General features: G+C 53.8%; 13 protein-coding genes and 3 tRNA genes. 5 read left to right on the top strand and 11 right to left on the bottom strand.

Going from position 1 to position 15,383, the window contains the following annotated elements:
• Positions 1-42: 42 nt before the first annotated feature.
• The 3 genes from CKX93_RS05940 to CKX93_RS05930 all read right to left on the bottom strand — a co-directional run bounded on the left by CKX93_RS05940 (position 43) and on the right by CKX93_RS05930 (position 401).
• Positions 43-118 (bottom strand) — tRNA-Thr (locus CKX93_RS05940).
• A gap of 44 nt (positions 119-162) precedes the next feature.
• A tRNA-Gly gene (locus tag CKX93_RS05935) sits at positions 163-236 on the bottom strand.
• An 80-nt stretch (positions 237-316) separates the two neighbouring features.
• Positions 317-401 (bottom strand) — tRNA-Tyr (locus tag CKX93_RS05930).
• Positions 402-540: 139 nt separating this feature from the next.
• Between CKX93_RS05930 and CKX93_RS05925 the strand changes: the two genes are divergently transcribed.
• On the top strand, positions 541-1,878 hold the full coding sequence (locus tag CKX93_RS05925) for a UDP-glucose dehydrogenase family protein (protein WP_076755752.1): 1,338 nt from the start codon (positions 541-543) through the stop codon (positions 1,876-1,878).
• Here the strand turns inward: CKX93_RS05925 and CKX93_RS05920 are convergent.
• Together CKX93_RS05920 and pepN are read right to left on the bottom strand one after the other, a co-directional pair.
• Positions 1,875-2,300, bottom strand: coding sequence for an OsmC family protein (locus tag CKX93_RS05920; RefSeq protein ID WP_076755751.1), 426 nt, complete (start codon positions 2,298-2,300; stop codon positions 1,875-1,877). The genes CKX93_RS05925 and CKX93_RS05920 overlap by 4 nt on opposite strands.
• A 32-nt stretch (positions 2,301-2,332) precedes the next feature.
• The gene (gene pepN / locus CKX93_RS05915; protein WP_143339931.1) at positions 2,333-4,951 is read right to left on the bottom strand and encodes an aminopeptidase N; all 2,619 of its coding nucleotides are present in this window, start codon (positions 4,949-4,951) and stop codon (positions 2,333-2,335) included.
• Positions 4,952-4,993: 42 nt separating this feature from the next.
• On the opposite strand from pepN, the gene CKX93_RS05910 reads away from it, so the two are divergent.
• A complete protein-coding gene (locus CKX93_RS05910; protein WP_076755749.1) occupies positions 4,994-5,314 on the top strand; it encodes a BolA family protein in 321 nt (106 codons plus the stop codon).
• Here CKX93_RS05910 and CKX93_RS05905 read toward each other — a convergent pair.
• Positions 5,308-7,476, bottom strand: coding sequence for an HAD-IIB family hydrolase (locus CKX93_RS05905; protein ID WP_076755748.1), 2,169 nt, complete (start codon positions 7,474-7,476; stop codon positions 5,308-5,310). The two genes, CKX93_RS05910 and CKX93_RS05905, sit on opposite strands and share 7 nt — an antisense overlap.
• Before the next feature lie 111 nt (positions 7,477-7,587).
• Between CKX93_RS05905 and msrB the strand changes: the two genes are divergently transcribed.
• Complete coding sequence (gene msrB, locus CKX93_RS05900) at positions 7,588-7,995, top strand: peptide-methionine (R)-S-oxide reductase MsrB (protein ID WP_076755747.1); 408 nt, start codon at positions 7,588-7,590, stop codon at positions 7,993-7,995.
• Between the two features lie 5 nt (positions 7,996-8,000).
• Here the strand turns inward: msrB and CKX93_RS05895 are convergent, their stop codons facing one another.
• Both CKX93_RS05895 and gshA read right to left on the bottom strand, forming a co-directional pair.
• Positions 8,001-8,972, bottom strand: a complete 972-nt coding sequence (locus CKX93_RS05895; protein ID WP_076755746.1) for a glutathione S-transferase family protein — start codon at positions 8,970-8,972, stop codon at positions 8,001-8,003.
• Between the two features lie 32 nt (positions 8,973-9,004).
• Positions 9,005-10,579, bottom strand: a complete 1,575-nt coding sequence (gene gshA / locus CKX93_RS05890; protein WP_076755745.1) for a glutamate--cysteine ligase — start codon at positions 10,577-10,579, stop codon at positions 9,005-9,007.
• A gap of 162 nt (positions 10,580-10,741) precedes the next feature.
• Here gshA and CKX93_RS05885 point away from each other — a divergent pair, with 162 nt between their 5' ends.
• Complete coding sequence (locus tag CKX93_RS05885; protein ID WP_076755744.1) at positions 10,742-11,956, top strand: TraB/GumN family protein; 1,215 nt, start codon at positions 10,742-10,744, stop codon at positions 11,954-11,956.
• On the opposite strand, the gene CKX93_RS05880 is transcribed toward CKX93_RS05885, so the two are convergent.
• Positions 11,957-12,439: a Slp family lipoprotein gene (locus CKX93_RS05880; RefSeq protein WP_268753142.1), complete on the bottom strand. Its 483-nt coding sequence runs from the start codon at positions 12,437-12,439 to the stop codon at positions 11,957-11,959.
• Positions 12,440-12,459: 20 nt separating this feature from the next.
• Complete coding sequence (locus tag CKX93_RS05875; RefSeq protein WP_084178693.1) at positions 12,460-13,005, bottom strand: Slp family lipoprotein; 546 nt, start codon at positions 13,003-13,005, stop codon at positions 12,460-12,462.
• A 121-nt stretch (positions 13,006-13,126) separates the two neighbouring features.
• Between CKX93_RS05875 and CKX93_RS05870 the strand changes: the two genes are divergently transcribed.
• Positions 13,127-13,822, top strand: coding sequence for an SDR family oxidoreductase (locus CKX93_RS05870; protein WP_076755741.1), 696 nt, complete (start codon positions 13,127-13,129; stop codon positions 13,820-13,822).
• Between the two features lie 14 nt (positions 13,823-13,836).
• On the opposite strand, the gene CKX93_RS05865 is transcribed toward CKX93_RS05870, so the two are convergent.
• Positions 13,837-15,378, bottom strand: a complete 1,542-nt coding sequence (locus CKX93_RS05865; RefSeq protein ID WP_076755954.1) for a bifunctional GNAT family N-acetyltransferase/carbon-nitrogen hydrolase family protein — start codon at positions 15,376-15,378, stop codon at positions 13,837-13,839.
• Between the last annotated feature and the right edge of the window lie 5 nt (positions 15,379-15,383).

Here is a 15,383-nt window from a genome sequence, read left to right as displayed (position 1 = left end):
AATTGCTGTTTTAAAATGTGTCAAAAAAACCAAACTACTTACTGGAGCCCATGACCGGACTTGAACCGGTGACCTCTTCCTTACCAAGGAAGTGCTCTACCGACTGAGCTACATGGGCAAACCCTGGCGCATACTGCTGCCGATACTGCACTTTTTGTCTTTTGGAGCGGGTGATGGGAATCGAACCCACACCATCAGCTTGGAAGGCTGAGGTTCTACCATTGAACTACACCCGCCTAACTGCCCTAAGACCTGAAAATCTCATCTTTTCCAACACGCTACTCGCCTACCCAAACCCAAGCTGGACACGCCAAAATGGTGGAGGGGGAAGGATTCGAACCTTCGAAGGCTGAGCCAGCAGATTTACAGTCTGCCCCCTTTGACCGCTCGGGAACCCCTCCTAAAACGAAAGCCGCACATTATTCTTTATTGAACAAGGCACTGTCAACCGATTTTAAGGCTTTTATGCCGAGTCACTGGGAATCTGCTAGCATCTCGCACAATTGATAAGGCATTGAATTTTTCTTGGGGAGTTCTGGGGTGAAGGTTACTATTTACGGATCGGGTTATGTGGGCCTGGTCACCGGTGCCTGCTTGGCTGAAGTGGGCAATCAGGTGCTGTGTGTTGACGTTGACGCTGACAAGATTGATGCACTCAATCGCGGTGAAATCCCTATTCATGAACCCGGGCTAGACGAGCTCATTCATGCGAATATGAAATCGGGCCGCTTAGCCTTCAGCCTCGATGCCAAACAAGGCGTTGATCACGGCCTATTTCAATTTATTGCCGTGGGCACACCGCCAGATGAGGATGGCTCAGCCGACCTGCGTCATGTGCTAACGGTCGCACGATCGATAGCCGAACACATGACTGACTACCGGATCATCGTCAATAAAAGCACGGTGCCCGTTGGTACCGCCGATGCGGTGCGGGACGCAGTCCAAAATGGTCTTACCGAACGCGCCAGCCAGGGAGATTTCGACGTTGTCTCCAACCCCGAATTCCTCAAAGAAGGCGCTGCCATCGAGGATTTTATGAAGCCCGACCGGGTGGTGGTGGGTACGGACAACCCTCGCACCGGGGAGCTCATGCGTGCTCTGTACGCCCCCTTCAACCGCAACCATGACCGCGTCATGCTCATGGATATCCGCTCCGCCGAGCTGACCAAATATGCGGCCAATGCCATGTTGGCGACCAAGATTAGCTTTATGAACGAACTGGCCAATCTGGCAGAACATTTGGATGCCGACATTGAAGAGGTACGCCGCGGCATCGGCGCTGACCCACGCATTGGTTATCATTTCATCTACCCGGGGTGCGGCTACGGCGGATCCTGTTTTCCCAAGGATGTAAAAGCCTTAGAGCGTACGGCTCGACAAGTGGGATTTAATGCCGAGCTATTGGGTGCCGTCGAAGCCGTTAACGAGCGCCAAAAAGACGTTTTGTTCAGCAAAATCCATCATCATTTCGACGGTCAGCTCTCGGGCAGAACCGTCGCTTTATGGGGTCTGGCATTCAAACCCAACACCGATGACATGCGTGAGGCCTCCAGTCGCAAGCTGATGGAGGCGCTGTGGCAGGCCGGAGCGAAAGTGAGAGCCTATGACCCGGTAGCCATGGATGAGTGCCGTCGCATCTATGGCGATCATCCGGCACTCGAACTGTGCGAAACCCACGAACACGCCCTGCAAGACGCTGACGCCCTGGCGATTGTCACGGAGTGGAATGTCTTTCGCAGCCCGGATTTTGAGTCCCTGCGTCAGCATCTAAAACAGCCAGTGATTTTCGATGGCCGCAATCTTTATGACCCTGAGATGCTCGATAAAAGTGGCTTTAGCTATTACGGTATCGGCCGCGGGAAAAACGCAACAAGCTAGGAAGCCTCTGCCTCATGCAGTGAATACTCGTGGCTAATTTCTGCGGTTTTGCCCAACATAATCGAGGCAGAGCAGTATTTTTCTGCCGATAGGCTAACGGCTCGTGCCACTTGTTTTTCATTGAGGTTACGCCCCACCACCCGATAATGAATATGGATTCGGGTGAACACTTTGGGGTCAGTCTCGGCGCGCTCAGCCTCGATGGAAAGCTGGCAATCGGTCACCTCTTGGCGTGATTTACGCAGGATCTGCACCACATCAAAGGCGGTGCAGCCACCCAAGCCAAGGAGCAAGAGCTCCATGGGCCGCGCTCCTCGATTCTGTCCACCGAAATCCGGTGGGCCATCCATGATAACGGTATGGCCGCTGCTCGCCTCGCCAGCAAAAGCGCATTCACCCAACCAATTAATTTTTGCTTTCATATGCTTACTCCTTGCAAGCGGCAAACAACGGCCTAGCCGAGGCTGCGCGATGCGATTTCATAAAGATCACGAGACACAGATGGCTGCGCAAGAATACGCTGCAATGCCTGCTGCTGGCCATTTTGACGAACGGCATCAAACCGCCGCCAGCGGGAGAAACAGCCTGCCAAACGCGCGGCGATCTGGGGGTTGATGGCATCAAGCTCGAGAATAAGCTCCGCCATGAACGCATAGGCCTGGCCATCGATGGCGTGAAAACCCAGCGGATTGGCCATAGTAAAACTCCCCAGTACCGCGCGCACTCGATTGGGATTGCGCAGGGAAAACCCTGGATGCCGCATTAAATCCTGCACCCGCTCCAATGAGTCGGGCCAGGGCGCCATTGCTTGCAGCGAAAACCACTTATCCAGCACCAGCGGCTGGTCTTTCCAGCGCTGCTCAAAATCTCCCAAACACTGGTGAATCACCTCCCCAGGCTGGGCTATCAAGGCACGCAAAGCGCCCATCGTGTGGGTCATGTCGGGGGCGTGATGATAATGCTGCAGCGCCCGATCTTGGGCTTCGGACTCACCGCTGGCACATAAATAGGTCAGACACAGATTGTGGAGACGCCGCTGCCCCAATGCTAGGGCATCAAAGCCAGCAATCCCTTGGGTTTTTTCATAGATTTCGACCATTGTGGAAAAACATTGCTGACCCAGTTGCTGCATTAGAGTGCAGCGCGCCATATGCACCGCCTCCACATCGATAGTGCTGAGTTGATCCCCGAGGTATGACTCACTGGGCAGGGTCATGGTCTCGGCCACGAGCGCTGGATGACTCTGAGCATCCTTGAGCAATGCCGCGAATGCCTGACTAAAGCGCGGATCCAACAACAACTGTCGATCATTCTGGCAATCAGCCACCCAAGCCAACAGGATATTGAGGGCAAATCGTTGCCCGGCCTCCCAGCGACTAAAAGCATCATCTTCATGCTGCATTAAGAAAGCCAGAGTCTCCGGGCGGTGCTGATCACGGACGATGACGGGTGCTGAAAAACCACGCAGGAGAGAGAGCACTGGCGGCTCATGAACATCCTTAAACACAAAGGTCTGTTGCTGCTCCGTGAGCTCGAGTGTTGTCTCAATAGCCGCATCAGCGCCGCAAGGGATTTTCTCGCCGCTCGCAGCAAATAACGCCACAGACACGGGAATATGCAAGGGCATTTTTACGTCCTGCCCCGGCGTGGATGGACAGTGTTGACGCAGGCTGAGATGGTATTCCGACGCGCTGTCATCAAAGCCCTCTTGAATTTCCAATACCGGCGTTCCTGCTTGATCGTACCAGCGCCGGAAGAGGCTTAGATCGCGGCCGCTGGCATCCTCGAGCGCTTTGACAAAATCATCGGTGGTCACGGCCTGGCCATCATGACGGTCAAAGTACAAATCCAGCCCCCGTCGAAACAGGCTTGCCCCCAGCAAGGTTTGCAGCATACGCACCACCTCAGCGCCTTTTTCATAGATCGTCATGGTGTAGAAATTATTGATCTCCAGATAGCTCTGAGGGCGCACGGGATGCGACATAGGGCCGGCATCTTCGGGAAATTGCAGATTGCGCAGGCGCTGTACGTCTTGGATGCGCTTTACCCCAGGCAAGGTTTGGTCGGCGGTAAACTCTTGGTCGCGAAAAACGGTTAAGCCCTCCTTCAAAGAGAGCTGGAACCAATCCCGGCAGGTGACGCGATTGCCTGACCAATTATGAAAATATTCATGGGCGATGATGCTCTCAATCATGATGAAATCATCATCTGTGGCGGTTTGTGGGCTGGCTAAAACACATTTGGAATTGAAAATATTCAGGCCCTTATTTTCCATCGCGCCCATGTTGAAGTCGTCCACGGCGACGATCATAAAAATATCCAGATCGTATTCACGTCCAAAAGCCTGTTCGTCCCAGCGCATGGATTTTTTCAGCGCCTGCATGGCAAAGCTGCATTGATCCAAATTGTGGGCCTGAACATAGAGCCGCAAATCCACAGTGCGACCTGAAGCAGTGACGAATTGATCGCTGTGGCAGGCCAGATCACCCGCGACTAAAGCAAACAGATAACTGGGTTTAGGAAATGGGTCGTGCCAATGGGCAAAATGCCGGCCATTATCGAGCTCACCCTGAGCGACCGGATTGCCATTGGAGAGCAAAACGGGATAGCGCTTCTCATCGGCTTCGATACGCACATCATAAACACTCAATACGTCGGGCCGGTCGGGAAAGTAGGTGATGCGGCGAAAGCCTTCGGCCTCGCATTGGGTACAAAAATGACCCTCAGATATATACAGCCCGGAAAGCGCCGTATTGCGCTTAGGATGAATACGCGTGACGATCTCCAACTCACAGCTCTCGTCTAGATCGCGAATCACCAAGCCATCCTTGGTTAATTCATAATATTGCGAATCAAGCGGCTCTCCGTTCTGAGACAAAGATTCCAAAACCAATTCTTCGCCGAACAGCACCAAGTCCCGCTGCGGATGGCCATCCACGTGTTCGACACACAGCATCGCAGTGACGCGCGTCTCCTCAGGCTCCAGTTCAAAGCACAATGAGACTTTGGGCACCCGCCAGGCCGGAGAAGTGTAATCGGTTAAATGGGTGGATTTTGGAGCGGGATCTTTCATAATGGCAAGCATTCCACTTAGGTATTGATTGGTCAAACAAATATGAGCATCTCAGATCAGATCACTCGCAAGCTCGAGCAGCACTTCACTTTGGATCATCTAGAAGTGCTGAATGAAAGCGACAGTCACAATGTGCCTCGGGGGTCAGAATCGCATTTTCGCATCACGGTAGTCAGTGAGATCTTCGAGGGCATGAAGCGTTTAGATCGGCATCGACAGATCAATGGTCTATTGGCCGATGAGCTGGCGGGTCCCGTGCATGCACTCGCGCTGCATCCCTACTCGCCCAAAGAGTGGATTGAGCGAGGCGGGCGCATTAAAGAGTCGCCCGCCTGTCTCGGTGGCGGAGCCAAAGATCACTGATCGGGTGCTCGACACTCATTAAAGAAATCGTAGTGCTCAAGCGCCTCAACAATACCCCCAGCATAGTTGGCCTTGGCAAAATGGACGCGCTTGTAGCCTCTCAAGCGCTCTAACTCTGGGGCATGATTACCGACAACCACACCCAGCGTACGCCCTCTGAGCATATCCTCGTCATTACCCGAGTCCCCAGCCACCAATACCCGTTCCAGCTCGATACCCCACTTGTCAGCGAAATAGCGCACTGCGAAGCCTTTAGAGGCGCGCAGCGGCAATAGATCTAAAAAGCGGTCATGGGAATAAATAAGATTCGCCTGTAGATCTTGCTGGCGCAGCAAGCGTTCTATCTCGCGCAAACCTGGCGCATAGGTGGGATCGACGAAGAAACTGATTTTGTGGCGGCGCTGATCCTCCTCGGGCTGCAAGTCAATCCCGGGCAACTCGAGGATAGCCTCACGCAAAGCCTCGGGCCGCCATCGGTAGTTAATATGGGTCATCCAGCCCGGATCTTCGGTCATCTCCGCAGCGTAGTGAATCTCTGCGCCCACCGAGGTTATCATCAGGTCAGGCGTGGGCACACCCCACTCTTTGAGAATCTGCACCGCTGAATCAAGACGTCGGCCGGTGGCAATGCCAAAAGCGATGCCGCTGCCTCGGGAACGCAACTCATTTAACAACCGTTTCAGCCCCTGGCGATCACCCAATAAGGTATTGTCGATATCGGTGATCAAGGCGCGGTCGGCCCGAACCAGCTTGCCGGACAGCTTACGCTGACCACGTCGCACACGGCGGGCTTCCGCCCCTAGAGGCTTGATCTTGCGAACATAAGTATCAGCATGCCCGCGCCAAGAGTAATGTTTGCGTACACCCTTAAGACCTGCTGTCGATAGCGCTTTCCAGCGTTTATCATCGGCCAATATTTGATAGATCGCCTCACTCATGGCCTTGCTGTCCAACGGGTCAACTAAGACACCATTTTGGCAATGGCGCAGAATATCCTTGGGCCCCCCATCAGCTGTCGCCACAAACGGCGCACCGCTGGCGCCCGCCTCAATCAGCGTCAAGCCAAAGGGCTCCGTGAGTGCCGGGTTCACAAACACCCCCCGGGTGTGGGTCACCAGCCGATACAAATCGGGCACGTCATCGGCTGCATGATGTTTGGGGTAAGCCACCTGCCCATGCAGATCGTAGTCATCGATGAGCATAAAAACTTCAGTCAGAACTTTGCGGGCGCCACGATCTAGGCTGCGCACTGAATCGCGGTTACCAGCCACGATCACTAGGTTGGCCAACTCGCGCAGCCCGCCATGCTCAGCAAAGGCACGCACCAGTGTCGGAATATTCTTGCGCTCATCCGGGCGAGATAAAGCCATGACTATCGGACGCTGGGGATGGCGCAGAAAACGCTTGAGTTCGGCGGCAATGGGCGGCTGACGCCAACGGCTGGGCGGCGGATGAAAGCGTTCAAGATCAGTCCCGGGCGGAATCACTTCCATCCGTTCTGGGCGGTAGTGGTCATAGAGCGCATACTGTGATTCCACTTCCTGCTGCGTGCTGGCGATCACTCTATAGGCATTGAGCAGTGTTTCCTCCTCAGCATCTATGCGCTGGGCCATGTTGTAACGCGATTCAATATCCCGTTCGGAAGCCCCTTTCTCCATCAGCCTTTGTTGTTTCACACGCCCCAGTGAGTGACCGGTTTGGACCAGTGGCGCGCCCAATAAGTTGGCAATGCGCACTGCGGCATAACCGGCATCGGCATAATGGCCATGAACCACATCGGGCCTGAGACCCACATGGCGGATATGCTTGATGGCGTTGTCAGCAAAGCAATCCAAATGGGGCCAGAGGCGCTCCTTGCGCAGGTAGCGCTTAGGACCGCAATCGAGGCGAATGACCCGCACACCCTCTGCTAGTGTCTCCTCCGCCTGGGCATAAGCAGGGTCAACCCGCTGATCATCGATCCGCCGCGTCAGCAAATCAACGCGACCCACTTCGGGATGGGCTCCCAAAGCCCTTGCCAGCTCGACCACATACTTGATCTGACCGCCAGTATCAGCATCCCTGCCCAATTCCAAATCACTGCCGCGTATCAGTCCGTGAACGCTGACGAGCACGATATAAAGACCTTCACCGCGACTGGCTTTTCGCTGAGTGCGCTTCATTTCCTCTGCTTGCCCGACTTGACGTCAGACGGTTTGGATCGGATATTCATTCACAAGAACCGACTTACATCATACCCCAGCAGTACTTAACTGGCATCTTGAGGACTTTCCATGCCTGAGAAGACAGAACGCAGCGAGTCACAATGGCGCGAGCAGCTCTCGCCCGAGACCTACCGCATCACCAGAGAGGCAGGCACCGAGCCGGCCTTCACCGGCCGCTATCATGATCATAAAGCAGATGGCATTTATGCTTGCGTGTGCTGCGGCGCACCGCTGTTTGATAGTGCGCATAAATACGACTCAGGCAGCGGCTGGCCCAGTTACTGGCAAGCATGCGCCAGCGACGCAGTCACAGAGCATGAGGACAACAGTCTCTGGATGCGCCGAACCGAGGTGTGTTGTGCGCGTTGCGATGCCCACTTAGGCCATGTGTTTCCTGATGGCCCGCGGCCTACTGGGCTACGCTATTGCATTAACTCTGCGTCCCTGACCTTCCAGCCACGGGATCAACAGACGTAGTGACCCTAGCCTCGACCATGGGGCGCATAAAAATCGATCAGCGGACCCTTAGGCACAATCCCGGTGGGATTTATACTGTCATGACTCGCGTAATAGTGCGTTTTGATCTGCTGCATATTCACTGTCTCAGCAATGCCCGGCACCTGGTATAAATCACGCGTGTAAGCCCACAGATTGGGGTAATCAACAATGCGCCTTTGATTGCATTTAAAGTGCCCAAAATACACGGCATCAAAGCGCACCAACGTGGTAAACAGCCGCCAGTCCGACTCTGTCACAACATCTCCGGCAAGATAACGCCGCTGCGCAAGCAAATCTTCTAACCAATCCAGCGAAGCAAACAAGGCATCAAATGCTCGCTCATAAGCCTCCTGTGTCGTCGCAAAACCTGACCGATAGACGCCATTATTCACGCTCTCATAGATTCGCGCGTTAATGCGATCGATCTCTTCACGCAAAGCCAGCGGGTAATAGTCCTGTTGATTGCCGGTCAAATCATCAAAAGCACTATTGAACATGCGAATAATTTCTGAGGACTCGTTATTGACGATCGTCTGCGTCTTTTTGTCCCAGAGCACGGGTACCGTAATGATCCCAGTGTAGTCGGGCTGGGCTAATGTGTAAGCCTGATGCAAATACCCGAAACCATTGATGTGATCTTCGGTACTGCCGGGATAGGCATGGAAACTCCACCCCTGCTCTAACATGAAGGGATTGACCACAGATACCGAAATCAAATCATCAAGGCCCTTGAGGCATCGAAAAATCAGAGTTCGATGCGCCCACGGGCAGGCCAAACAAACGTATAAGTGATAACGACCGGCTTCGGCTGTAAAGCCTGAGTCACCGGTGGGACCCGCTGCACCATCGGCAGTGATCCAGGATCGAAACTGAGAATCCTGGCGGATAAATTCGCCGTCTTCAGTCTCTTCTTCCAACCATCCAGGCCGCAACTCACCGTTAATCAATAAACTCATGACAATCTCTTACTCCATCCCAAATACGCGTCTCAACGCTGTTCAGCGTAATGCCGAAGAAAGGCAGCGAAATCTTCTTTATCACTGGCTTCAATCTGAGCCTGCTTAAGCAGTGAGTCTGTGGCCAGCGCCTCAAGTTCAACTTCACGCTCACGGCTTAAATGCCGCTGTTCGAACCAATCGGCATGTTCCAAGGAAATGCGCTTAGCGAAGCGATGAAAGCCCTCCTCTTGATCGGCCATTTCACCCAACATGCGCGCCGAAGGCGTCAACGAGGCATCAGCTAGCTTGTACTGTTGCGCCTGCAAAGCCATGGAATAAGTCGATGTTGGCAGTGATACATCCAGCGCTGCGGCCAAGGGGCCCATCGCCTGCAATAGCTCAGCGGCCCACTCGCGCAAACCAATTTGTTCACCTTTGCGCAGCAGCGCAAGCTTTGGATCACGACCCCTGTGGGCTGTGGCACTTTGGTTATGATCGATGGCCAAGCGCTCTAATTCGTCGATGCGTGGACTGTCGCATAGCAAGGCAAAAATCATCAGCAGCTCCAGAAAATGGAGTTGTGACCGGTCCAAACCCGTTGGCTCAAACGGATTCACATCCAAGGAACGCAGTTCCACATAAGCCACGCCGCCACGCTTTAAGGCCAGAGTGGGTTTCTCAACACCCTGAGTTAAAGGTTTGGGGCGCACGGTGCTGTAGTATTCATTTTCGATTTGCAGAACATTGGCATTTAACTGCCGATAGTCACCCTCGACCAAAACCCCGATTTTTTCATACTGACTAGAGGGGGTATTAATGGCCCACTCGAGGCTTTTTACATAGCTGTCTAAACCGTCGTAATTGGCTTTGATACCGGTTTCCTCTTCCTTACGATTCTGGTAACCGATATCACCCATACGCAAGCTGGTGGCGTAAGGCTCGTAGTATGTCCCTTCATCAAACTCTGCCAATGTAGTGGGCTTGCCGCCAAGAAAAGTGCGGCATACTGCTGGCGATGCGCCAAATAAGTAAGGCACCAACCAACCCAGTCGCTGCAAATTTCGAATCATGCCGAAATAGGCTTCATCGCGGCACTGACGCAGGGACTGCCCCGGAGCAAATAACTCCTGCCAGGAAGTCCAGAAGCTCTCACCCATGGAGAAATTGAAGTGGCAACCCGAAATTACTTGCATGATGCGTCCATAACGATGCCCCAAGCCACGTCGATAGACGGTTTTCATTCGCCCCAAGTTAGAGGAGCCATAATGAGCTATCGGGATGCCCTGCTCGCCCTCCAGCACACACGGCATGCTGGCTGCCCACAAAATCTCTTCATCTAGGCGCTGATAGGTGAAGCTGTGCAAATCCTCCAAAAACTCCATTGCCTCAGAAATCCCATCACAGGGCGGCGTTATGAATTCCAATAGCGCCTCTGAGTAGTCCGTAGTGATGTTTGGGTGGGTTAATGCTGAGCCCAAAGCTGCAGGATGCGGCGTTTTGGCAATCATCCCCTCAGCATTAACGCGCAGCGCTTCCTTCTCTAAGCCAACGCGTCGGTCACTCAGACTGTGTTGGCGATTGGCATCGATGATGGCCTGCAAACGCTGTTGAAAAAGGGAATACAAGAGCGGGGGTTCCTTGACTGAATACTTTAACGCGGACTGACAAGAATACTTCATGCAGCCCCTAGATAGGAAAATGACATCATGACAGTACGGCGCTGCATGCTCATAATGGGCGCTTTCATCTGTTGCTAATAGACTTTAAAAGGATCGTCGGACCACGCGATGACACTGCCTTCCACAACGGGCGCGGACGAGCCGCGTTTTGAAGTTAGCCTCAACGGCACCAAAATCACCCTCTTGGGAACCGCTCATGTATCACGGGTGTCCGCTCAAGTGGTGCATGATCTGCTGGCCAGCGGCGAGTTTGATGCCGTAGCCGTGGAATTGTGTCCCAGTCGACATCAGGCCATTGTTGATCCCGATGCTTTGTCACGCATGAATCTGTTTGCGGTATTGCGTCAAGGCATGGCTCCCATGGTTGCCGCCAGCCTCGCGCTGGGTGCCTATCAGCAACGACTGGCCGAACAATTCGGCATCGAACCCGGTGCGGAAATGCGCGCGGCGATCAATCAAGCGCAAGCGGCGCACCTACCGGTCTTACTGATTGATCGCGAGGTTGGGGTCACCCTAAAACGCTGTTATCGCAATGTCCCTTGGTGGCAGCGCATGGGCTTATTTGGGGGATTATTGGCGAGCGTTGTCTCCCGCGAGAAAATCAGCGAAGAGGAAATCGAGCGGCTCAAATCAGGAGACATACTGGAATCCAGCTTTAATGAGTTTGCCGCGGAATCTGGCTCTTTGTATGAGCCCTTAATCAATGAACGAGACGCCTATATGGCGGCGCGTCTGCGTCAGGAAGCCACAAATAACGATTATCAGCATATTCTGGCTGTTGTCGGGGCCGGGCATTTGGCCGGTTTGCGTGACACACTCACTGCTGAGTCCGCTGAACCACCGGCTCAGACTCTCGAACGTCTGGATCAACTACCCCCACCCACACGCTGGCTCAAATTCATCCCTTGGGTGATTGTGGCGCTGATTCTCACGGGTTTTGCTATCGGCTTTTCACGCAATCCGGACCTTGGCTGGCAATTGGTGGCTGACTGGGTGTTGATTAACGGGAGTTTGGCGGGACTTGGCGCTATTATTGCGGCAGCACACCCACTGACCGTGGTCATCGCTGCCTTAGCCGCGCCGCTCACCTCGCTAAACCCCACTATTGGAGTGGGGTTTGTGGCGGCCGGCGCTGAAGCATGGCTGCGCAAGCCTACTGTCGGCGATTTCTCGACACTGCGGCATGACACTGCGCATTTGGGCGGTTGGTGGAAGAACCGCATCTCCCGAGTGCTACTGGTTTTTATTCTGACGACGCTAGGATCAGCCATCGGCACTTATGCCGCTGGATTTCGTATCGCGGAACGTCTATTGGGCAGCTGATTAGTTACGAAAAATAACACCTACACCGATACTGATGCGCGGTCGACTGGCTGGCATCTGTGCTTCCACTGGCCATAGGTATGGAGCTTGGGTAGACACGACGGGAAACTGATAAGAAGCCTGACCCACGCGCCCCGGCAACAACTCAATGAGCTCTCCAAGCACCGTGACCTCACGCCCGGGGGCGTAATCAGCACTCTCCAGATAACCCGGAACCCGAACAATAAACCGCCCTTGGGCTGCTTTTCGTAAATCCGGCCGCTGATTCTGGCGTAACGGATAAGACAGCACTTCGAGCTCGGTGTACTCACTCAAATTCTCAATGCTGATAATAACCCCCGCCCAAATGACTTGCGATGAGATCCATGGGTCCGAGTCACTGGCTACCATGGCGGGCGTGACCTCAGAATCCATAGAAGCGCCCTCGAATCTTGGACCACTGGCGCAGGCAGTTAAGAGGAGCGTTAGCAACAAAACCAGCATGAGGAGTAATAGACGGGACATCAGTAATAGGGCCAGGGACGCGGATGAAAACGATACCAAGGATCATAAAACGGACCATAGTATCCTGGGAAATAAGGCCAAGGCTCATGCCTCAATGGCACAGGCTCAGGCCAGAGATAGACGGTATCGGCCGCCACCACAGCGAAGTCATAGGCCATCTTTCCGATTTGGCCCGCTTGAATATCTTGGATCTTTCCATGAACGGTCAGCTCGCGCCCAGCCGCATAGACAACCGGATCCAGAAAAGCCGGGACCAGTGCAACAAAGCGTCCGGAACTGCGATCGGTCTCCAAGGGGCGCCCACCTCTTGTGAGTGGCCGATAAACCAGTTCGACACGCGTGGCGTCGCTTAGATTTTCGGTTTTAACAATAATACCGCCCCAACGGACAGCCTCGCCCTGAAAACGCTTGCCGTCAGCGCGCACCTCCTCCAAGCTCAGATCGGGCTCAGGAGCCTGGCGCACTTTTTCTGGCGTGGTACTCGCACAGCCTGCCAGAACACTGATCAATGCCAACAGCGCAATGCCTATCGCGATCGGTCTCATATTCATCCCACCACAAGGCTCCTCTGTATTCGTAGACCATAAACCGGCCAGCAAATTCCTTGCAGGTCGGCGGCGCAATCTTCATCATTTCAACCAAACCCTTTTTTCGGAGTATGACAGCATGACCCAAACCATTCTCATCACGGGCGCCAACCGCGGCATTGGTTTGGAAATGGTGCGCCAATTTGCTGATACAGACAGCCAAGTTTTGGCCACTTGTCGTGCACCCGATGAGGCACGAGACTTGCAACAGCTAGCCTCCTGGCATCCAGAGCGGATCACAGTGTATCCCTTGGACATCACCTCCTCTGTGAGCATCGCCGCATTAAAAGAAAGTATCGGCGACTTACCTTTGGACATCCTGATCAATAATGCCGGCTCCTACGGACCCACCAAGCCTTTCGGACAAACCGACCCGGAAGCTTGGATGAACACCTTAAGAACCAATTGCATTGGCCCCTTACAAATGATGGAGATATTTGCCAGTAACGTGGCTGCCGGCTCGGGCAAGCTGATGGTCAACCTCTCTAGCAAGATGGGCAGCATGACAGACAACAGTTCGGGTGGCGTTTATATCTATCGCTCCAGCAAAGCCGCGCTAAACGCGGTGGTTGTGAGCGCCGCACATGACTTACTGCAACAAGGAATTATTGTGGTGGCCATGCATCCGGGGTGGGTACTAACCGACATGGGCGGCCCGGGAGCCGAAATGACGGTGACCGAGAGCGTCATGGCCATGCGCCGCCTGATGGATGATTTCAAGCTGTCAGACAGCGGCCGCTTCATCGATATTAACGGCGCAGACATTCCTTGGTAGGCCAAGGCTTCTGTTTATTTCCACTTCACCGAATAAAGATCGAGTCGGCGATCACGTAGGTTGCGCACGCTACCCTGGCGGCGCAGCTTCTTGAGATTCTCCAAATCCAGGTCACAAATCAGGGTCATCTCGGTATTGGGCGTGGCTTCGGCAGCCACAGCATCATGAGGAAAGGCAAAGTCTGAGGGGGTGAATACCGCCGCTTGAGAATATTGCATATCCATGTTTTCGATGCGCGGCAAGTTCCCCACGCTGCCCGAGATGACTACATAACACTCGTTTTCGATGGCCCTAGCCTGCGCACAACGCCGCACCCGTAGGTAAGCGTTTTTGGTATCAGTCCAAAACGGCACAAAGAGTATTTGCAGTCCCTGATCAGCCAGGATGCGAGGTAATTCAGGAAACTCGACGTCATAACAAATCAAGATACCGACCTTGCCAAAGTCGGTATCAAAAACACGCAACTCATTGCCGCCTTGAAGGCCCCAATAAGCGCTTTCATCTGGCGTGATATGCAACTTGTACTGGCGTTCCCAGCTTCCATCGCGACGGCATAGGTAAGACACATTACGCAGCACCCCGTCCTCATATTCGGGCATGCTGCCGGCGATGATATTGATGTTATAGGCCAGCGCTAAGCGCTGCATTTCTGCGCGCAAAGGCTCGGTGAATTCCGCCATATGGCGCACAGCCTCGGCTGGATTATCTTGATTGAACTGACCCATGAGGGGTCCGTTGAAAAACTCTGGAAATAAGATGACATCCGACTGATAGCCTGAGACAGCATCAACAAAGTATTCCACCTGCTGTAGCAAATCATCGACCGATGCCATGGGCCGCATTTGCCATTGCACAGCGCCAACGCGCACGACGGTTTTGGCAGCATCAATGAGGTTTTCTTCCTCCTCCTCATAGTTGATGTTGATCCACTCCAGCAACACGGCATACTCGGAAGAAGCCTCATCTCCCGGCAAGTAGTTGCGCAAAATTCGCCTAACATGAAACCCATTGGCCAACTGAAAAGTCAGCACCGTATCGTTTAATTCGTGCAACTGGACCTGTTCGACGTATTGGCGCGGGGTTAGCTCATCTTGATATTCGTGGTAACCGGGGATACGCCCACCGACGACGATGGCGCGCAGGTTTAGGTTCTCACACAAAGCTTTGCGGGCATCATATAGACGCCGACCCAGGCGTAGACCTCGATAGTCCGGATCGACAAAAATATCAGCGCCATACAGCGTGTCGCCCTTGGCATCATGGGTGGTAAAAAAACCCTTGCCAGTGATATCCCAGTACTTATGGCGATCGCCCCAACGCCGATAATCGACGATTAAACTCATGGCGGCAGCCACTACCCGGCCATTGTCCTCAATACAAATCTGCCCCTCAGGGAAGCGCTTGAGCTGAGCCTTGTACTGTTCGCGGCTCCAGGGCCCATCAACATCTTGATAAACCCGGCGGGTAATCCGATGAATGTGCTCGTAGTCATCCAAGCGCAGATTGCGCAGGACCAGATGATGCACATCTTCAGATATCTCTGCGGAGTCAGTCATACCCA

The organism is Ectothiorhodosinus mongolicus (assembly GCF_022406875.1).
In the GTDB taxonomy this organism is placed as follows: domain Bacteria; phylum Pseudomonadota; class Gammaproteobacteria; order Ectothiorhodospirales; family Ectothiorhodospiraceae; genus Ectothiorhodospira; species Ectothiorhodospira mongolica.
This window is presented reverse-complemented; position numbering and strand designations above follow the sequence as displayed.